Below are 20,956 nucleotides of genomic sequence, written 5' to 3' on the forward strand. Positions count from 1 at the left end.
TACGGTAGAAATTATAGAGTTGAAGAGCTTATGACAACTGTTGAACCACCCAAACATGCCAAGTCGTTGGATGTGAATGGGAGACATGTCGTATGAACGGACCCATATCAAAAGCCGCTCCTATGTGAGCGGCTTTTGATATGGGCCCAGATCGTACATACTCTTGTCCTGGTTAAGCTGGCATTATATCCCCCCTCTCATCTGAAGGGGGGTATAACCAGTTTTTTTCTTGAAAATTCGTGAGAAGTAAGCCACATTGTCATAACCAGTTTGACTTGCAATCTCCTTGATTGTCATATTCGTGGTTAATAGCAGTTCAATCGATTCCTGAATGCGTAGACGGATGACGTGCTGGTGCAAGGAAGTTCCGGTATAGGCTTGAATGAGTTTATTTAAATAGATGGGATGAAAGTGAAAACTGCTTCCCAGAATTTCATAAGTAATGGGTTCTTTGTAATGAAGCTGTATGTAGTCGAGTATTTCATGAACGAGATTTTTTTTGAAATGCATGGAAGCTTTCTGAATCTTCGGCAAGCGGGCGACAATCATGAGCCACGCAGTAAACAAACCGTTCATATAAGCTTGATTGAATAGAAGGCCGTTTCGGAATTCATCTGAGATTTCCCGTAAATATTGGCCTACTCGCGGTTCTGACAATACATTGATGTGGGGCGGAAAACCTTCAAAATCGGCAAATGCAACGCTTTGAGACTTCATGAGCGAAGAATCGAAATACGCTAAGTCTAAAGGTCCGATTGGAAATTTCATGTACTCGTATCCGCTGACAAAATCAAAATGGATACCGGAAAGTGTAAATGGGTGCTCGTGGTCAGCAGAAATGCGGTGAACTACCTGCGGTCCATAGAAGAAAAGATCTCCGGGAACTGCTCGATAAGAGACCCCATTGATGTCAATGACCCCTGTTCCATCAAATATATATAGGAATTGATGATCGTAAATCATACGTGGACCATAAGTTTGTCCAGAATAGAACTTGAAAAGATTGATAAATCTTACATGAGGATGGATGTCATTCATAGGGATAACCTTAGGGTTAGGATTTGTCAAATACAGCAACTCCTCATTCGGAATGTGCAATGTCCGATTTGATTTATGCAGTTATTATAGCATAAATTACTGTTATTCTTGAATTAGGATTCATATTTACTAGAAAAAAAGAAAGGGTGCATGATCATGCTGCTTAAAAATCTGAGAGTTGAATACATTAAAAATCCCCTTGGTATAGGAACAAATGTGCCAAGATTTAGTTGGGAGCTTGAAGCCCCGGTAGATGTACGAGGCGTTAAACAATCCGCTTACCGAATTCTGGTTGCAACGGATATCAAGCTGCTTGAAGGCGACACCGGAGACTTATGGGATTCGAAAAGAGTCGATTCTAACGCCAGTGTCAGTATTGAATATGCAGGAGCTGGCCTGGCTTCAGGTCAATATGCGGTGTGGAAGGTGATGGTATGGGATCAAGAAGGTCAGCCAGTTTCGTGGAGCGAGGCAGCGATGTTCACGATAGGTTTGCTGGATGCGAGTGATTGGCACGGGTCGTGGATCGGGATGGCTTCTGCCGCCGAGAAAGAGCATATCTGGGTTAGAAAGACATTTACTCTGGAACGTATCCCGACTATCCGGGCGCTAGCCTACATGGGATCTGTGGGTTACCATGAGCTTTACATCAACGGGGCAAAAGTTGGAGATCAGTTATTGGCCCCTTCTGTCAGCAACTTACAAGTGCGTGCGCATTATGTGACGTACGATATTCAAGACTATTTGCAGGAAGGAAAGAATGTAATTGCATTATGGTTGGCTGCCGGTTGGGCGATGTATACTGGAGCGAACGAAGACAGGTCTAAAGTATATGACCATATAGAGAAAGGACCGCTAGTGATCGGCCAGTTCGACATGCAATATGAGAATGAGCAGATCCTCATCACGACGAAGGAGGATTGGAAATGCGCGCTCAGCCCCAGCAAGCATATCGGTGGCTGGGGAAACAATGATTTCGGAGGAGAACAATACGATTCAAATAAGTACCAGGAAGGGTGGAACCATGTAGAATTTGCAGATGAGAATTGGGAATCAGCGACTTCTTATAGCCCTGGCTTGTTATTATCTCCAGACTTGATCCCCCCGAATCGAAGGTGCGAGGTCGTTTCTCCGATTTCCGTCATTCCGATCGAACGTGCAAAATGGAAGGTGGACATGGGGAAACTGTTTACTGGCTGGATCGAAGTTGAACTCAAGGGTTCTCCTGGAGATAAAGTGACACTGGCCGCATCCAGTGATGAGAGCCTGGAATACGATTTCAATCAAGTGAATGAAATCATTTTGGACAATAACGGAAGAGGAAGGTTCAGTAATCGCTTTACTTATCAAGAATTCCGGTTCATTACGATCCAGGGGACGGGAGAAGAGCTATCGATTCTAGGTAGTACAGGTTATCGAATAGGCAATGATTTCACTAGAGTTGGAAGCTTTGAATGTTCCGAACCACTAATCAACAATATTTATCGTTATACGTTGAATACCTATGTCAATCTGACGACGGGAGGCATGACGGTTGATTGTCCGAATCGGGAACGCAAAGGATATGGCGGGGATGCTCACACGAGCCTTGAGCTGAGCTTGATGAACTATGACTCTCATGCTTATCTTGCCAGATGGGCGCAGGACTGGTGTGATGTGCAGCAGCCGGATGGTTGGGTTCCCCATACCGCTCCTACCATTCAAGGTGGCGGAGGTCCGGCTTGGAGTGGCTATCTGGTGATGATGCCGTGGGAGGTGTATCAAACGTATGGTGACCTTCGGCTGTTGGAGCGGGTGTACCCTTTTATGAAGAACTGGATGAAATGGATATTGTCCCGAACACAAGAAGATGGCCTTCTGTTGAAGTTTGGCGGGTACTGGGATTTCATTGGAGATTGGCTCACACCACACGGGAGTGAAGAGGCTGCCTCACCAGACGCACTGTTGTTTAATAACTGCTATTATCTGTTATGTTTACGTACGATGTCAGATATTTCTTCCAGACTTGAACTTACTGAGGATGCTGAGGACTATGTGCGACAGGCTGATCGTTTAGTGCAAGCGATAAATGCCAGGTTCTTGGACCCGGAGAGGTCAACCTACATCGGTACCCGGCAAATTCATTGCGTGATGCCACTGCTATCACAGGCCGTACCGCAGGAGCATGTAGACATAGTGAGGGGAAATTTGCGTGATGAAATTTTGATTCATCAAAAAGGCCATCTGGATACTGGCTTGCACGGGACGTATTACATGACGAAGTATTTAACCGAGCAGGATGATAACGAGCTAATATTCAAGTACGCAAGTCAAACATCTTTCCCGGGATACGGATATTTGATCAGCCAAGGGTACCAGACATGGCCAGAGTATTGGGAAGGGGCTCCTTCCAAAATTCATGGCTGCTTTAACGGCATCGGCGGCTGGTTCCAGCGGGGGGTGCTGGGCATTCGGAACATACCTGGACTGCCCGGATATCAACAGTTTGTAATTAAACCAGGTGTCATTAGCGGCATGACCTGGGCAAGTGGACATTATGAAACGCTATACGGAAAGATAGAATGTATTTGGACGAAGGAGGAAGGCGGATTGGTTTGCTCGATTACTGTTCCAGTCAATACACAAGCCTTGTTATACCTTCCAGCTGCATCTGCGAATCTCATTTCCGAAGGCGGACAGCCACTAAGTGAGGTGAAGGGGGTTTACGTGATCGGCAGTGAAGATAACAAAATCCAATTACTAGTCGAGTCGGGAGCTTATACATTTCAGGCTTGATAAAAGTAAGTCCAGATTCGGAATGTGCAATTTCCGATTGGGTTTATGCAGTTACGATAACTTGAATTCTTGTTATTATTAAAACGTTATCATGATGAAAGATAGAGTTCATATTGTAAAACACAGGAGGGTTTAATTTGAAAAGAAGATTCATGTTAGTTTTAGCAGTTGTGTTAGTGCTCTCATTGGCAGCATGCGGAAAAAGTGAAAATGGCAGTCCTTCTTCATCACCGGCAGGCACCAAGGCGCCGGATGCTTCTGCACCACCTAAAGAAATGAAATTGAAAATCGGCCTTCCGGGCGCCTATGACGTAACGAAGAAAGAAATTATCGATGGCTTTATTGCGAAATACCCAAACATCAAGACAGAGGTCGTTGAAGCGCCTTGGGGCGATTTTACGACAAAGATTACGACGGAGATCGCGGGCGGCACCGCGCCAGATATCTGGTTTCAGGAAAACGCTGTAATCCTTGGCTATGGGAGCAGGGGAATTGCCGAGGACCTGACACCTTATATCAGCAAAGATTTAAAGGATGACGAGTATATTTCAGGCCTCTTTGCTGCCAAAGCGTCTGACGGCAAAGTATACGGCATTCCACATGGCATCAACCCGGTGGCATTGGCCTACAATAAGAAAATGTTTACGGATGCTAATATTCCGGTCCCTACTGATGACTGGACTTACGCAGATATGCTGGATGCCGCCAAGAAATTGACGAAAGATACAAATCAAGACGGCAAAACGGATCAATACGGCTTCGCTGCTTCGCAAGGCATTACGCAAGGATGGTACCCGTGGACTCGTTCCCATGGCGGCCAGGTGCTCGATGAATCCAAGACGAAAGCCATGTTTACCGAACCCAAATCCATTGAAGGTGTGCAGGCATGGGCAGACCTGGTGAAGGACGGCATTAGTCCGGATGCCGATTTCCTCAAGCTGGCAGGAGGCGATTGGAAAGCATTCGGCGCCGGCCAGGCAGCTATGTTCTTTATGCAATACAGCACTCAGGTGCTGATTAATAAGGAATTTGCAGCGCTTGATTATGATACGGTTATGATGCCAAAAGGAGCTGACGGTACACGCATCGTGCCGATGGTAACGAACAGTTGGCTGATCTTCTCCAAGGCCAAGCCGGAATCCAAAGAAGCAGCATGGGAATTTCTTAAATACTACTTAAGTGAAGAGGCGCAAACGATACTTGCGCAGAGTGGATCTTCCATTCCTGTTCAGAAGAATGCGATTACCAAGCTGGATACGAATGTAAACCCGAAAAATAAAAAGGCGTTCAGTGAAGGTATCGCCGAAGCTGGCGTAACTACAGATGAGAATCCTTCATGGCAAGAATGGCGACTTGCAGCTCAGCCGTTTTACACCGATATGTTCACCCAAAAAATTTCAGTCCAAGAAGGCATGAAAGAGATTCAGCAAAAGGTGCAAAGCGTACTTGATCAAAACAAATAACTATTGATAGTGATGGCGGCGGTTCCTGAATGAACGAATTGGGAATTGGTGAATGAAGGGAACCCCCGCCAGCTATCTTTTTTGAGTCAGACTGGGTGGATGCATCTTGGTATTTGCTTGAAGGAGGAGTCGAGTTGCGTAAAGAAGCTCGCTGGGGCTATATATTAACATTGCCGTTTAGTATCCAATTGCTAGTATTTTTTGCATTCCCTTTTTTCTTCTCTTTATATTTGACCTTTACGCAGTGGGATATGTTTAACTTGCCCGTCTGGATTGGAGCCAGCAACTGGATCCGGCTGCTTGATGATAAGTCGTTCTGGTACTCTTTGAGAAATGTACTGATGTTCGCCGTTATTTTTGTTCCACTGCAGACGATTATGGCTCTTGTGCTCGCCTTTTCCCTGAATCAGGCGATCCGCGCGAAATCCTTGTACCGCGTCATTTATTTCCTGCCTGTGGTAACGCCATGGCTGGCGGGCGGAACGATGTGGGTTTGGATGATGAACAAAACGTATGGACTGGCCAACTATCTGCTGGGTATCATGTCGATATCGCCCGTGAATTGGCTGGACAGCAAGCATTGGGCAATTCCTATTATGAGTGTTGCGCTTGTTAATGTGTGGAAGGGAGTTGGCTCCTCCATGGTCATTTTGCTGGCTGCCATTCAAGGGGTATCTAAGGATCTCTATGAAGCCGCATCTCTTGAAGGAGCGAGTCGCCGGGCTCTATTCTGGCATATTGTGTTCCCTATCGTTTCCCCGATGGTTTTCCTGGTTTTGGTGTTGTCAACCATTTCAGCATTCCAGGCGTTCGATGTGTTCCTGATTATGTTCGATACGCTCAATAACGTTCCCGATTCGAAAGTCACACCGAACATCTTGATTTACAAAGATGCCTTTCTCACGAACAAGATGGGCTATGCCTCGGCCATGTCCTGGGCGCTGTTTATGGTGATTCTGGCCGTTACCCTTCTACAGAAATATTTTGAGAAGAGGTGGGTTCATTATGAATAAGAAATCTCCCTATAAGAACTTTTTTACCCATATTCTCTTGATTCTTGGCGGGGCGGTTATGTTGATTCCTTTTTATTGGATGGTTGCCACTTCACTTAAGGCCGGGGCTAACGTGGCTTCCATCCCGCCGCAATGGATTCCGAATCCGTTTGTGTGGAGCAATTATGCGGAGGTATGGCTAAAGGTAGACTTTGGCAGGTATACGCTGAACAGTTTTTTTATCGTGATCCTGGATGTTATCGGTATTTTGCTTTCCTGCTCCATGGTGGCCTTTGGGATGGCGATGTTTCAGTTTAAATTGAAAAAGGTGTTGTATCTGGGGATGCTAGCTACCCTTATGCTGCCGTTTCAGGTAACGATGATTCCAGGGTACTTCATATGGAAGTCATTTGGGGCTCTTAATTCCTATTACCCGCTCATAGTTCCAAGCTTTCTGGGGGGAGCCTTTGGTATTTTTCTGCTGCATCAGTTTTATAAAAGCACAACAAGGGAATTGTACGAGGCGGCTACCATCGACGGCTGCGGCCCCTGGACGGCGTTATGGAGAATCTATTTCCCGCTATCGCGCTCGGTATTGTCTGCACTTGCCGTATTTACGTTTATGGGGGCGTGGAGCAATACCATTGGCCCGCTGCTGTACCTGACGGATAAGAAATTATTTACGCTGCCGCTTGGCCTGTTATTTTTGAGAAATGAGGCAGGTCTGGAGCAGCAAATTCTGATGGCAGCGGCTGTGATTGTAACCTTGCCGGTCGTTCTTGTGTTTTTATTCGCGCAGAAGCAATTTGTGGAGGGGATCGCCTCGACTGGATTAAAAGGCTAACTGGCTCTTGCCGTCGGTTCCGAATCTATAGATGAGAGGATTTTTTCAATGAAAAATAAACGGAATAACCTTTATGCTCAAACATTTCGTCGAGGGTTATTTGATTTTCATGCAGGTGAAGCCGTGCCCGAGGTTGAGATGGACATAAGTGCCTATTTCACCGCAGCGGCAAAAGCAGGCATCCAAACGATCACCTTTATGACCAAGGATGCTTTTGGCAACAGCTATTTTGATACAAAGACAGGCCATAAGAACAGGCGGCTGCAAGGAGACCTACTGGCAGATGCCACTGCAGAAGCAAAGAAGCACGGCATTGACATTATCGCCTACTATAATGTAGGTCTGAACAGCCACGTGGCGAAGGAAAATCCGGATTATCGGCAGCGGACTGCAGATGGGCAACCTGTGACCGAAGCCTTCGATTATTACGATATTCTCTGTATGAACTCGCCGTATCGCGATTATGTGTATGGACAGCTTGCCGAGATTGCGCGGAATTATGAGGTGGCGGGATTTTTCTTTGATATTTCCTATGTGTGGGAAGGCAGTTGTCACTGTGAATATTGCCAAAGATGGTACCGAGCAAGATTCGGACGTGCGATGCCCGTTTCTCCGCAGCCTGGCACGGAAGAGTTACGACAATGGAAAACCTTTCAACGGGAAATCAGACATCACTTTCTGCGTGATGCTGTCAGCCAGCTGAAAAGCATTAATCCTGCCTATTTAATCGGCTGGAATCATGCGGGAGACCCGAAATTCGGGCAAGTAGAGGCCGATGAGCATGCGGATTACTTCACTTCCGAATTCCATCCTCCTCATTATATGTACGGCAGCTTATTGGCCAGATGGAAACGATCCTTCGACAAACCATTCGAATTAATGATGCCAAGCGAAATGGGCAGCTGGGGAGAGTGGACGGTTGCACCGGCTGCTACACTCAAGACAACTGCGGCGATTGCTGTGGCTAACGGTGGTTCTATTAGCTTCGGGCATGTGGTTTATCCTTCTGGAGTGCTAAAAGGCCAGATTCCAAAAGCAGTGACAGACACCATAGGCGAAGCAAATGATCTGGTAAGAGAACTGGAACCCTGGCTCCTGGAAGCGAAAAGCATGCCAATGGTGGCCGTGCTCCATTCCATCGAGAACCAGCGTATGCTGGAAGCTTCCGCTCTTGCCGGGAGTCCGGATGCTGCTCATTTGCAAGGCATTCACCGGATATTAATCGAAGGACATATTCATTTTGATATTATCGATGAACATAAGTTAATGGAAGCTGTTCACCTGTATGAAGTGCTGATTGTTCCTGATCAGGCTTATTTGAGCGAGGCGGTAGAAGCCGGTATTCGAGAGTATGTGCGAAATGGCGGCTGTGTACTGGCCTCAGGCAGGACCTCGCTATACGGACAAGAGGGGATCCAGCGACCCAATTTTGGATTATCTGATTTGTTTGGTGTCGATTTCATTGATTTCTCGGTATACAGTACTTCCTATCTGTATCCCATCGAAGAGAGCATCAAGCAGAACCTTCCCGATCTTCCGATTCTGCTCAAGGAGCAAGGCCAACGCAGATTAAACGTAATAGCGAGTCCGCAGGCAGCCTGCTTAAGCGGCAGTATGAACCCTGCTGTTGAAGCAAAGGTGCATCGTCATGTGTATCATCAGCATGCCCATCCGGCGAATGAAGCCCCGTATCCTGCTGTTGTGACAAATGCGTTTGGCAGAGGAAAAAGCTTATATATAGCCGGACCTATTGAAGCCTCCTACTGGCAAACCGGCTCACCGTGGCTGCGTAATCTTTATTTAAATTGCCTGCGTAAACTGAATCAGGAGCCTAGGCTGGTTGTCAAGGCACCATTGTCAGTGGAAGTGAATGTGATGGTCCAAGCCCGAACCCAGGATCAAGCTTCGCGGATTATTGTACATCTTATTAATGTTCGTGAAGACAAGGCGGCAGGTTCCAAGTCCTTTATTGAGGAGGTTGCTCCTGTAGACAATGTAGAGGTCAGGATACAAGCTTCAGCTAAGCGGGTTTACCTAATACCGTCCGGTACGGAGCTGTCCTTCACGCAAGAAAAAGATAGCATTCGCTTTACAGTGCCTCGCGTGGATATTCATACGGCGGTTGTTATTGATAAATAATAGATAGTTTTCATAGAGAAAAGTAAGATCCCTTTTAGTAGAAGAACTATTTGGGGTCTCAACTTTTCTTTTTTTATTTTTGAGAGAACGCTAGTAAGGCAGGACCCTATTCATAACGAAAGTTATTTGTTAGGATAAACAAGAAGACAGCTTTCCTTGGCAGGTTCAGCCAGCAGCAAAATGGGCAGAAGACCAAGGTGTTCTCTTTTCATCCTAAAGCAGGGGGCCAACATGTTCAAAAGCATAGCTTTTCAAAAAAAGCTGTTTATTCATTATTCCATTGTTGTCACGATCATTATTGCCGGGTCGGTTGCTGCCTTTTATCAATATATGGTGAAGACGACAGAAGAAACAGCGATGAACAATTTGAAGCAGGTTGCGGTGAAAACGTCGGAGCAGCTGGATTCACTTTTTAGAAGTATGGATCAAATTGCTCTGCAGGTTATTGTGAACCAGCGGGTTATTGAAATGATGGGCGTTATTCATGAGAAGCAGATTTCAAGTAATTATTTCGAGATGAATGTGCGAGACTCCACGGAGCTGGGGAGGATCTTGCTTACGATCAATGGACCCAATATTGCGGCTCCGCGGATAAGTGTGTTTAATCTTCAAGGCGATTATATGAGCTTGGGTGTCCTGGAAGAGTCCGCTGAACAAATTCAAAGACACCTTCGTTCAAAGCCATTATCAGCTCTTTTTGCTGAGCTAAATGAATTGAAGGGCAAGAGCAAGCTGCTTAAGCCTCATAGCGATTACTGGTCGGAGGGGGCGGAGGATGAGCAGCAGAAGCTGATCTCGATTGTTCGTCTGATTAGAAACTTGTCCACAGGCGAGAACTACGGAATGGTAGAAGTGCAGCAATATGAGCATAAAGTAACTGATTTGCTAAATTTAGAACATATAGGTAAAGTGAGGGCGCTTGTATTTGATGACAAAGGAGAAGTCGTAGCATCCCATACGGCATTGGACAATCAACCTGCTGTGAAGGAACCGGGGCATTATTTTCTGAGCGTGGATGAAGGAGGTGTTCAGAGCCGCACTGTGATCAACCCTGAAACTGGAAAGGAAGAGGTGATGGTTGGCGTGAACATAGCCTTCTCCAATCTCTCGCTGGTTCTGGTGCAGCCGAGGCATGATCTGTTTGCGACAAAGCGTACAGCTGTTCAAATTTTGCTTTTCCTGGGAGTTAGTCTGGTTGTCGTTACGTTGGCTATTATGTTTGTTATGTCCAAGAACCTGACCCGTCCACTGAAGCAAATAAGAAAATCGATCCATGAGGTCACGCTCTTCAATCTTTCGATTGAGCTGGACCCAGCTGGCAAGGAGAATGAGCTTATTTTACTGAATCGGACATTTGCGGCGATGTTCAAGCGTTTGAATGAATCCGTAAATCAAGAAATCAAGGCGCATATGCTGGCTTTGCAATCGCAGATGAATCCTCATTTCTTATACAATATACTGAGTGTGATCAGTTCGACTGCGGAAGAATCCGGCAATGATAGAATCATGAATATGTGCTACAAGCTCTCCCAGATGCTGCGTTATGTCTCGACGATTAATGAAGCTGACATCACATTGAAGGATGAGATCGCGCATACAAGCAATTATCTCGATTTAATGAAGGATCGGTATGAGGAGTATTTCTCGTATGTGATTGAAGCGGATGAAAAAGCGGTTGCGCAGGTCAAGGTTCCCAAGCTGATTCTGCAGCCAATCGTCGAAAACTGTTTCCAGCATGCCTTTACCCAAACTTCTCCACCATGGTTTATAAGGATATCGGTTCATGTCGATGATGATTCCAGATGGACGGTTGAAGTGTCCGATAACGGCACAGGGTTTGATCAGGAGGCACTACATGCTTTGACAAATACAATAAATGATACTATGGTGAATTTGTCCAATACAGAGGCACTGAAGATTGGTGGACTTGGACTCGTCAATACCATTGTCCGCTTGAAGCTGCTGTACAGAGAGGATTTTCATTACCAGATTACGAAGAATGAGCCGCAAGGCACTTTAGTCAGGATGGGTGGCAGGAGCAGGAAATGATCAAGGTGATGATTGTAGAAGACGAACCTCCGATTGCAAGGAGCTTGAAGAGGATGATGGAATCAGAGCACAGCAGCTATCAGGTGGTGGCTTGTGCAATAAATGGACAAGAAGCGCTTGAGTGGCTGCAGCGGGAGCAGATCGATGTTGTTTTTACGGATATTCGCATGCCGGTTATGGATGGGATCGAGCTGCTCTCCCGTCTGAGCTTGCATGATCCGCAAATTCTGAAGGTAGTCATTAGTGGGTACCAGGAATTCGAGTATGCCCGCAAAGCGATCCAGTATCAGGTATTTGATTATATGCTCAAGCCCATTGTAAAGCCGGTTCTGGCAGAATTGCTCCATAAAATAGCTGATCAGATCCAAGTGAAAGAAGCGGACTTAAAGAGACAGCAATTGTATGAACAATTGAGCCAGACGATGCTGCCTGGAGAGCAAACATCGGAAACTCAAGCATTGGAAGCTCAGACATTAGAAGCAAAAACATCAGAATCTCAGCCTTTACCTGTCGTTCTGGAAGTTGAACGATTCCTCCAGAAGCATTATACAGAAAACATCACCAATGAAATGCTATCCCAAAAGTTCGGGTTTGTTTCTTCATACATCAGCAAGTTGTTTAGAGCGCACAAGGGGGTGTCACCGTCCCAATATGTAACGAAGCTTAGAATCGATAAAGCCAAGGAAATTATTCGGTTACAGCCTCATTTAAGGATGAAAGAGGTCGCAGAGCTCGTCGGATATAACGATGCCCTCTATTTTAGCCGTGTGTTCCGGAAGGAAACGGGAGACTGGCCGACCCAGTTTTAAAGATTTTACTATTGTCCATTGGATGTTTCATTTTATCCATTTAGCCTTGTTGGCAGATCATTTACAATGTACCTAAGCGGCGGTGATCCTGCTGGCGATAGTAAATATACGATAGAGGGGCGACTGGTATGCGGTTTCAAAGACTTCAAAAACTTCAAAGATTTCAAAGCTTTCAAAGCTTTAACAGGTCTAACAGGTTTAAAACGATTGCTGTAAGCATGTTGTTGTTCGTAATGATTGTGGTTAGCGCTTGCTCAAACAATGGCGATGGAGGAAGCAAAGCATCAGGCAATGGCGGACAAGAGAAAGGAGGAAGTAAGGAGCCCGTCACGATTACGTACATGATCTCTCAGACATCACTGAAAGAAGTACATAAGAAGATGGCTGAAAAGATCAAACAGGACGAGAATATTACGGTGGAATTCGAAGTCGTTCCGGATGTGCAGTACACCAATTTGCTGCAAACCAAGATAGCATCGGGAGAGGTGCCGGATGTGGTTGCCTTGAACATGCCGGAGCACCTGCAGATTTTTAACATTGATAATTTCGAAGATTTGAGCAGCGAGCCGTGGGTAACCCGGTTGAACAATCCCGATCAATTCAAATATATGGACGGGAAGTTTTATGGCTTTCCATATGCGGCCCCTGAGCTAGCTTTAGGTGCGGTTTATAATAAGAAAGTGTTTGCTGATTTAAGCTTGTCTGAACCGAAAACGTACAGTGAATTTATAAGTGCGCTGGATACAATCAAAGCATCTGGCATCGATCCGATATATATGTCGAACAAAGAGCTATGGACCACCCAAATTGCGATGTTGATTTATACGAATGCAGCGTTGAAGGATCGGGCGGCTGCGACGTATACGGACTTGATTGAAAATAAGAAGAAATTTGCTGATGTTCCGGAATATAAGCAGGCGATGGAAGCTGTTAAACAGCTGGTAACGGGCGGCTATGTGAATAAGAATCATGTGACGGCTACTTACGATATGGCCAAAGAAATGGTTGCCACGGAAAAGGCTGCTTTGATGATCAATGGTCAATTTGCGATTAATGATATTGCGGCCAAATGGCCAAATGCCGACATTGGATTTTTCCCTATCCCTTACGAGGGTGCCGATTCGGTAGTGACATCGAATATTTTCAACAGTCTAGCCATCATGAAAAACGGCAAGCAAGTGGATAAGGTGAAAAAGTGGTTGGATCTCTGGTCTCAACCGGAGTATCAGAATTTGTTCAACCAAGAGAATCCGGGTATTCCCGGTGTTAAGGACGCCACACCTGGTGAAATTCATCCAGCGATTCAGTCGATCAATGACAATTACTTGAATAAAGGGAAAAGCTCTATTCAAATGAACGACTATTTCAATGCTATGGGCAACTTTGGGAGCGGCCTGTTGTATCCCATCTATGTAGAGATTCTGATGGATAGGAACATAGATGAGGCGATCAAGGACATTGACAAGGGCTGGCAGGACCTGGGCAAGGAGAAGAAACTGCCCGGTTTCTAAATCATAGGACGATGAAGAAAATCTTGAATTTATACAGCTATTCCCTTACTTATCCGGCGCTGCTGATTTACTTTGTTTTTTTCGTAGTTCCTGTTGGCGCCGGGCTTGCAATGGCTTTTACGGATTGGAACCTGCAAAATCTGCTGCAGCCAAAGTTCAACGGACTGGACAATTTCAAGATCATCGTGGACGATGCGAGGTTCATCAAATCACTCTGGAATACGCTGGTGTTCGCTTTCTTTACAACCGTATTCAAAGTCATGTTTGGCTTGCTGCTCGCGCTTGCTCTGGTTCAGAAGCTAAAGCTCAGAAGCTTGTACAGGTCGATTTTTTTCTTTCCGGCGATGCTAAGTGTGGTTGTGATTGGCGTTATTTTTACCTCAGTGTTTCAAATGGGTGGATTGTTCGATCAGCTTCTGAATGTGTTTGGCATTCAAGCGGAAATCAATTGGCTGGGACAGGGAAGCACGGCTATGCTTGTCATTATTTTAACGGAAATATGGCAGTGGAGCGGTGTGATCATGATCATCTTTATTGCCGGATTGATGGGCATTCCAACCGACTATTATGAAGCGGCGAGAATTGACGGGGCCTCTTGGTGGGGGCGGTTTAAGCACATAACCTTTCCACTACTGGCTCCTGCGTTCACCATTTCGGTTACGATCAGCCTGGTCGGAGGGTTGAAGGTGTTTGCTATCGTTTATGTACTAACCAATGGTGGACCAGGCTTCTCTACGCAGGTATTGTCTACCTATATTTTCCAGGCGTTTACAAACGGCTTACTGGGCCGATCTAGTGCGATGGGGCTAGTATTGACCGTGCTCGTGACCTCATTCACGCTCGTCTTGAATTACTTTCTGCGCAGAAGGGAGATCGAGATGTAATGACTTCCTTCCATAATAAAGCGAAAATGATCCTGCTGGAGCTGCTCGTTGTGCTCTCAAGCCTGATTATTGTGTTTCCTCTGTTGATGATGATCTTCGGATCGCTGAAAACGCCCATGGAAGCTGCGCAGTTCAATATTAAGCTGCCAACGGAATGGAAATTCGATAACTACAGCTTTGTTTTTCATGCAGGCGGCATCATGAGGGCCTTTTACAACAGTGTAATCATCACTTCATTCGCGACCCTGGCTACAGTGGTCATGTCATCGGCGGCCGCTTTTGTTATCGCCAGAAGAAATACGAGATTAACGGAAATGATGTATATTTTCTTTTTGATCGGCATCATTGCACCGATGCAAATTGTTACCACATATGCTTTGTTAAAGGCTCTGGGATTGATGGGATCCTTCTTGGGTGTCATTTTGGTCAATGCAGCTATTAATGTGCCTTTTAGCATATTTTTATATTGTGGTTTTATCAAAAGCATTCCGCGTGATCTCGACGAAGCAGCAGCCATTGATGGATGTGGCTCGTACCGGCTTTTTGCCCGGATAATTTTGCCCTTACTATTGCCTGTGGTTGCTTCGAATGTCATTTTCTTAGTGCTTGGCATCTGGAATGATATCATGCTGCCCTTATATTTTCTGAGTGGAACCAAGTGGCCGCTGCCGCTTATGGTTTACAAGTTCTTCGGGCAATACTTCAGCAACTGGAACTATGTATTTGCCGATTTGATTATCTCAGCAATACCAGTCGTCGTGTTATTTTTGACAGCTCAGAAATATATAGTTTCTGGTGTTGTTGCTGGAGCGGTTAAGGGCTGAGCCCAATAATGCAAATAAATCGGCTGAAGAGGCAAAGCTTTATACAAGCATTATCCTTATAATTTGAATCAAAGCCCAAAATAAATTTATAAAAGGAGTTATACGATGCGATACATTAAAAGAGCGGTTCATATTGATTTTCATACCCTGCCGGACATTCCTGATTTTGGCGCTAATTTTGACGCTAAAGTGTTTGCCCAAACGCTGAAGGATGCCAAGGTGGAATTCATTAATGCATTCGCCAAATGTAATCTTGGCTATGCCTACTATCCGACAGAGGTTGGGGTCACGCATCCGCATCTGGATTTCGATATGTTCGGGCAAACGGTAGAAGAGTGCCATAAGCTGGGCATTGGTGTCACTGCGTACTTTAACCTCGGATTGGATCATGAAATGGCCCGCAAACACCGGGAATGGACCATCGTCAATAAAGAAGGACAGGTAATCTACGGGGACAGGACGGAGCATTTCTTCCGGAATATGTGTCTGAACTCAGGTTACGGAGATTACATGCTGGACATGATTAAAGAGGTTCTTGACCGTTATCCGGTTGAAGGGGTTTTCCTCGATTGTATCAATATGCACCCTTACCCGTGCTATGGCAATGAGTGTAACGAGGATATGGTGGAGCGCGGCATGGATCCGCTGAACGATGAGCAGGTGCTGGCTTTCTCCAGATTACAGACGCTCGAATATTGCCGCAAGGTTAAAGAGCTCGTAGGAGATGACAAGTTCCTGTACCTCAACGGCCTGCTCTTTGGCGAGTCCCAGGGACTGAGCACGCATGCGGAGATTGAATGCCTGCCAGGACTCTGGGGGTATGATTTCTTCCCGGCTCAAGTAGCCTATGCCCGGAATTTGGGTATCCAGGTGTTCTATATGACGGGACGGTTTCAGGCGAGCTGGGGAGATTTCGGCGGTCTGAAGACCAAAGCATCGCTTGAGAATGATTGCTGGGATGCGATCAGCAACGCCGTAACGACATCGGTTGGCGATCATATGCATCCGCGTGACGGGCTGGATCAGGCTGTATATCGAATGGTCGGAGAAGTGTATACCGAGCTTGAGAAATATGAGCCATGGACGGATCATGCCAAAGCGGTGGCGGAGATTGGGGTGCTGGTTCCGGTCAGCGGAGTGATCAGCAATTATCACAACGCGGCTGTCCGCCTGCTCGGAGAGCTTAAATACACGTATAATCTCATCGATGAACGTATGGATCTAACCCCCTACCAAGTCATTATCCTGCCCGATGAGCTGACGGTTTCACCAGTGCTAAAGGCCAAGCTGGAGCAGCATCTGGCTGCGGGCAAAGGGATCATCAGCTCGGGCTATGGCGGACTTAATCCGGAGAAGACGGCATTTGCGGTCGAGGCGTGGAATCTGGATTATGACGGAGAGGACCCATGGAATGCCTCCTATTTCACCATGCTGGAGCCTACATCGGGGGATATCCCGGATATGCCGCATGCCGTCTACAAACAGGGCATCCTGATGCAGCTGAGAGAAGGCGCGAGCATGGTGGCTGATTATATCCAGCCGTACTTTAACCGTCATTGGGATGGCTTTCACGGCTACTTTTATACACCTCCTGAGAAAAGCACCGGCCGTCCCGCCCTGGCCCGATCGGGGAATGTATTTCAGTTCAGCTTCAAGATTTTCTCGGCCTACCACCAGTATGCGATGGTCACTCATAAGAATATGGTCAAATATTGCCTGGAGCAGCTGCTGGCTAGTCCGCTCATAAAGTGCGAGAATATTTCGTCCTCCTCACGGATAACGGTGACCCAAAAGGAACATATGCGCATCATTCATATTAAAGCGACACAACCGGAAAAAAGAGGCAACTATAATGTGGTCGAGGACTGGCAGGCGCTGTCGGATGGCGTGGTTTATCTGAGAAGCGGGGAAGATGGCAAGGAAGGCAATGCAAATGGAGGTAAAGAAGACACTGGAGTCAAAGCCGTATATCTGGCTCCGTCGAAAGAGCCTTTGGCCTATGAGCATGTAAATGGTTATATGCGTATTGCTCTGCCGAAGGTGGAAGGGTATGCGATGGTAGTTGTGGAATAACATTGAAAAAACAAGCCAATCCCCTTTATGGGGTTTGGCTTGTTTCGTTTGTTTCGTTCAGATATAAATCACGATGTTAATTGATCAATGTGTTTTATCCATTCATGACCACTCGGAAACTGTATGTTCAAAGATGATCTAAGCCATTCGATTGCTTGTGGGGAAAGAGATGGAAGCAGCAAAAGCAGATCATTAAGATCCTTTGTCCTGATTTCTGAACTGCTGCCCTTATAAAGAAGTTGTATTTCTGGCTTCAAGTAAGGTACTCCCTCATGTGTTGTGGAGCATATATCTTTCACTGGTCTCCGAATCGAGGTTTCTCTGCCATAAACCCAGGCTTCCTCTTCCGTGTCAACGATCATAATCTGAAAGGCCCAAGGTGAAGTTGCGTCTTTACTTACCCAAATATCTTTCGTGGCGGTTAGCCGTTCTCCTTCTTTCCAGAGACTCAGGTTTCCTTTGTGCGCTTTGTACAGCAACCAATCTTTTGACAAATATTCGAACGCGGTGAATTGATCTTCTCGAAATATGATTACATCGATATCCTCATGGACCCTCGATTGCCTTCCTAAGTACAAATCTAGAGCCCAACCACCTGCAATACACCATTTCACTGAAATATTGGAAAAGATTCTGAAAATATCAGGTACAGTTAAAGGCAGCCAATTATAATAGTCCGTCCTCAAAATTATCCTCCTTAATGAAATGAACTTAATAGTTTAGCGTGGCCAGGTAATAGTGCGACAAGTTGTCCGTAATGCAGATTACTAAACAAAATAAGCACTATATATTAGTGTAGCATAAAGAGAGAGGAAGGCTAGCAGTAGGTTGCTGATCGGCTGAATCAAGGTCATGGCAGCTAAAACGATGCAGAAGTGGACATGAGGTACGTTATTTCCCCGAAATCGGTCTGATTCGAAAGCCTTACGGACATGACAGACCTTATTTGCCCATAAAAGGGCTAGAACAAGAGAAAATATGCCCAATAAGGGCTTCTGTGTCCGTAAGGAATCCAAAAGATGTGATTTTGCCAAAATAACGTCCGTGATGTCCGTAAGCATTTTCGCCAAACATTTCGTCAAACCTCTCGCCTCTCGCAAGCCTCTCGTCAAGCTTCTCACCGACAACTCGCCAAAAAGCGTTCCTCGGTATAAACAGACTAATCTCAAACGGACAGCCAGTAGACGTCTGCTTCCTGAGGCAAAGGGATAGTGATTACAATGAACATTTGGAATTCCTTACAGATTCCTTTATCCAACAGCGATAATACATCACTACTTATTTGCATTATCGCTTAGTCGCATTACCGCTTTACTTATATAAATTGACGAGAGATTAATGTGAAATGTCAACAACTCATCTTTATTAACACAAAAAACCGTCAGGAGAATCATTCCTGACGGTAATCGATGCGCAGCTATTCATACAGCTCTTACAATTCATACCGCTAATTAGCAATGAAGAACCCTAAGGATAAACCTGACAATTCAAAACGCCTGCATCCGTAATCGTGACTTTATAGGAAGTTCCGTTAGGTGACTTCATGATGTAACCTTCTCCAGCGGTGCCCAGAGCGTTATTTAGCTGATTGATGAAGGATTCGCGATGCAGAATTTCCTGCTGTGCGAATACCTCCATGCCGGATACGAGGATTGAGCCGCTGTCTGCTGATATTTGTAAATAAGCGGAAGCTGCGGCAGCCGGCACCGCAATCGCTTTCACGACTTGCGTCCATTTCGTCGTCTTGATATCTGCAGTTGTAATCAATGTAAAGGAGCCGATGACCACTCCGCTTGCATTCACCCATACGATTTTGACGGTTTCATCCGCGCCCCCGGTCGTATATTTCGCCCACCCGCGGAAGGAAATCGCATGGCCCTGCGGAATAGGGAAGGGGTGAGAATAAATATAGGAAATTCCGGAGGATGCTTTCACCTCAATAGCACTTTGGAAACCAAGCGGTACATCCATGGTGTTTTTGCGGAAATAAACAGTACCTGTTCCTGTGTACACATACATCATCCAGCCCGACTTCGGATTGGTGTCCGAAACAGCTGCCATATATTGCCCTGTAGTGTCCACATTGACAGCAAGGTTCGTAAAGCTCTCCTGATCATTAACCAGCTTATTGTAAAACACAGAATCTGTATCGGTAAAGTTGAAACGGGTATGCTCCACATGAACGCGGTCTCTGTCTGAGCTGGCGATCCGGTAATCGGCCCACTCGTGAAATTTTGATTTTTCGATAATCACCTTGTAGGCGGGGGCGGCACTTAGTCCATGAATCACATATGCCGTTGAAATACCGCCAAAGCCAGAAGTTCGTTTGGTGAAGACCCGATTTAGAAGCAGCCTGCCCTCGGTATTAGGCGCAACCTCGAATAAATGCTGATAGTTGCCTCCTTGAAAGCCCATATCCGATTGGGTGATATAAGCATCTCCTTCCAAATATCCCCACGTACTGCCGATTTCGATTGTGCAATTGCTGAGGGTAAATACACTTCCTTTAAAGGCGTAGCCTTCGGCACTTGCTACTTTCAATATGGCGCAATTGTCAATGGTCAGGGAAGTATCTTTATTATAGAAGCAATATGCATCTGCATGGCTGTAAGGAGTAGGGCTTAATGTATTCCATTCATAAGGACTGCAGTCGATGACACCGCCCATTATTTTTAAAACTCCGTTAGGTTGATTAAGGATCATGCAGTTCTGTACACTTCGAAAATGAATGCCAAAAATGTAGTTCTCACTTTGCGGTGCATCCAGGGGACTCGGATCGTCCAAATAAGCTCCATATTGAAGTCCAACTATAAACCGGTTGATCTGCAAACCATATATTTTGATATGCTCGGCAGGTCTTGTATTGCTTTCAGAGCGCCAGTGGACGCCGCATTTATAGTTCAGACTGAATTCATATGCGATGACTTTTATATTATACAATTGCAAATATAAGCCGGCGATTTCCAACACACAATCCCGTTCGGCGGCGGTATCTGAGCTTGAACTGATTCCCCACAACCAGAAGCCGTTGAAGTCGATTTTCTGGTCAATACCAAACATCCGGACGGATTTTACATAGTAATCTCTATTGAAGATAACCGGTTTTCCAGAATCAAAAGCGGCCTGCACCGCTGCCGTATCGTCAAGTCCAGTCCCGACTTTATAAAAGTCAGGAGTTATAGATCTACCGGCAAATTCCGAATCGATTCGTTCAAAGTTGCCATTCACATCGATACTATCCAAAGGATCCGTTTGCTTCAGCTTCAAATTAGGAGTTAGTGTTGTTGTGGAAGGACCCGTGACCGAGCTTCCCAGCATTAAATCCTTCACTTTCGTGCGGCTCTCTATTGGATCGGCATAGGCTTTGGATATAGCGCCATTAACGAGCCCTGTGGATGCAAGCGCCACACCAGCCATTCCTAAAGAAGCGAGCAGTTTTCTTCTGCTAATCAAGCTTTTTTCTTGTTCAGGGCTTTGCAGATCTTCCATTTTTTTATCTTCTGACATGTTTCATTCCTCCTGTAGGTGTGAGATAAGTGGGCAGAGAATCTGTTG

14 protein-coding genes are annotated in these 20,956 nt (G+C 45.8%); 11 read left to right on the top strand and 3 right to left on the bottom strand.

The genetic code is table 11. The features are described from left to right. Positions 1–183: 183 nt before the first annotated feature. Positions 184–1,068, bottom strand: coding sequence for an AraC family transcriptional regulator (locus J2Z66_RS29550; protein WP_209976357.1), 885 nt, complete (start codon positions 1,066–1,068; stop codon positions 184–186). 126 nt (positions 1,069–1,194) lie between these two features. Here J2Z66_RS29550 and J2Z66_RS29555 point away from each other — a divergent pair, with 126 nt between their 5' ends. The 11 genes from J2Z66_RS29555 (at position 1,195) to J2Z66_RS29605 (ending at position 17,401) form a co-directional block, all read left to right on the top strand. Then, a complete protein-coding gene (locus J2Z66_RS29555; RefSeq protein ID WP_209976358.1) occupies positions 1,195–3,813 on the top strand; it encodes a family 78 glycoside hydrolase catalytic domain in 2,619 nt (872 codons plus the stop codon). A 137-nt stretch (positions 3,814–3,950) separates the two neighbouring features. Then, the gene (locus J2Z66_RS29560; protein WP_245375941.1) at positions 3,951–5,276 is read left to right on the top strand and encodes an ABC transporter substrate-binding protein; all 1,326 of its coding nucleotides are present in this window, start codon (positions 3,951–3,953) and stop codon (positions 5,274–5,276) included. Between the two features lie 134 nt (positions 5,277–5,410). Continuing rightward, complete coding sequence (locus tag J2Z66_RS29565) at positions 5,411–6,289, top strand: carbohydrate ABC transporter permease (protein WP_209976359.1); 879 nt, start codon at positions 5,411–5,413, stop codon at positions 6,287–6,289. Continuing rightward, on the top strand, positions 6,282–7,112 hold the full coding sequence (locus J2Z66_RS29570; protein WP_209976360.1) for a carbohydrate ABC transporter permease: 831 nt from the start codon (positions 6,282–6,284) through the stop codon (positions 7,110–7,112). Before J2Z66_RS29565 ends, J2Z66_RS29570 begins: the two co-directional genes overlap by 8 nt. Positions 7,113–7,160: 48 nt before the next feature. After that, complete coding sequence (locus J2Z66_RS29575; RefSeq protein ID WP_209976361.1) at positions 7,161–9,251, top strand: beta-galactosidase trimerization domain-containing protein; 2,091 nt, start codon at positions 7,161–7,163, stop codon at positions 9,249–9,251. Between the two features lie 231 nt (positions 9,252–9,482). Continuing rightward, positions 9,483–11,300 (top strand): sensor histidine kinase, encoded by a 1,818-nt coding sequence (locus J2Z66_RS29580; RefSeq protein ID WP_209976362.1) that lies wholly within the window; start codon positions 9,483–9,485, stop codon positions 11,298–11,300. Then, positions 11,297–12,109 (top strand): response regulator transcription factor, encoded by an 813-nt coding sequence (locus J2Z66_RS29585; RefSeq protein WP_209976363.1) that lies wholly within the window; start codon positions 11,297–11,299, stop codon positions 12,107–12,109. The genes J2Z66_RS29580 and J2Z66_RS29585 overlap by 4 nt, the downstream gene beginning before the upstream one ends. 128 nt (positions 12,110–12,237) lie before the next feature. Next, the gene (locus J2Z66_RS29590; RefSeq protein ID WP_209976364.1) at positions 12,238–13,620 is read left to right on the top strand and encodes an ABC transporter substrate-binding protein; all 1,383 of its coding nucleotides are present in this window, start codon (positions 12,238–12,240) and stop codon (positions 13,618–13,620) included. Positions 13,621–13,631: 11 nt separating this feature from the next. After that, on the top strand, positions 13,632–14,504 hold the full coding sequence (locus J2Z66_RS29595; RefSeq protein ID WP_209976365.1) for a carbohydrate ABC transporter permease: 873 nt from the start codon (positions 13,632–13,634) through the stop codon (positions 14,502–14,504). Continuing rightward, positions 14,504–15,328: a carbohydrate ABC transporter permease gene (locus J2Z66_RS29600; RefSeq protein ID WP_209976366.1), complete on the top strand. Its 825-nt coding sequence runs from the start codon at positions 14,504–14,506 to the stop codon at positions 15,326–15,328. The genes J2Z66_RS29595 and J2Z66_RS29600 overlap by 1 nt, the downstream gene beginning before the upstream one ends. A 105-nt stretch (positions 15,329–15,433) precedes the next feature. Next, positions 15,434–17,401: an alpha-amylase family protein gene (locus tag J2Z66_RS29605; protein ID WP_209976367.1), complete on the top strand. Its 1,968-nt coding sequence runs from the start codon at positions 15,434–15,436 to the stop codon at positions 17,399–17,401. Between the two features lie 68 nt (positions 17,402–17,469). Here the strand turns inward: J2Z66_RS29605 and J2Z66_RS29610 are convergent, their stop codons facing one another. Both J2Z66_RS29610 and J2Z66_RS29615 read right to left on the bottom strand, forming a co-directional pair. Next, positions 17,470–18,087 carry a nucleotidyltransferase domain-containing protein gene (locus tag J2Z66_RS29610; protein WP_209976368.1) on the bottom strand — a complete coding sequence of 206 codons (618 nt, stop codon included), beginning with the start codon at positions 18,085–18,087 and terminating at the stop codon, positions 17,470–17,472. A gap of 781 nt (positions 18,088–18,868) precedes the next feature. Next, a complete protein-coding gene (locus tag J2Z66_RS29615; protein WP_209976369.1) occupies positions 18,869–20,908 on the bottom strand; it encodes a hypothetical protein in 2,040 nt (679 codons plus the stop codon). Positions 20,909–20,956: the final 48 nt, after the last annotated feature.

It is taken from the genome of Paenibacillus eucommiae (assembly GCF_017874215.1).
GTDB lineage: Bacteria > Bacillota > Bacilli > Paenibacillales > NBRC-103111 > Paenibacillus_AI > Paenibacillus_AI eucommiae.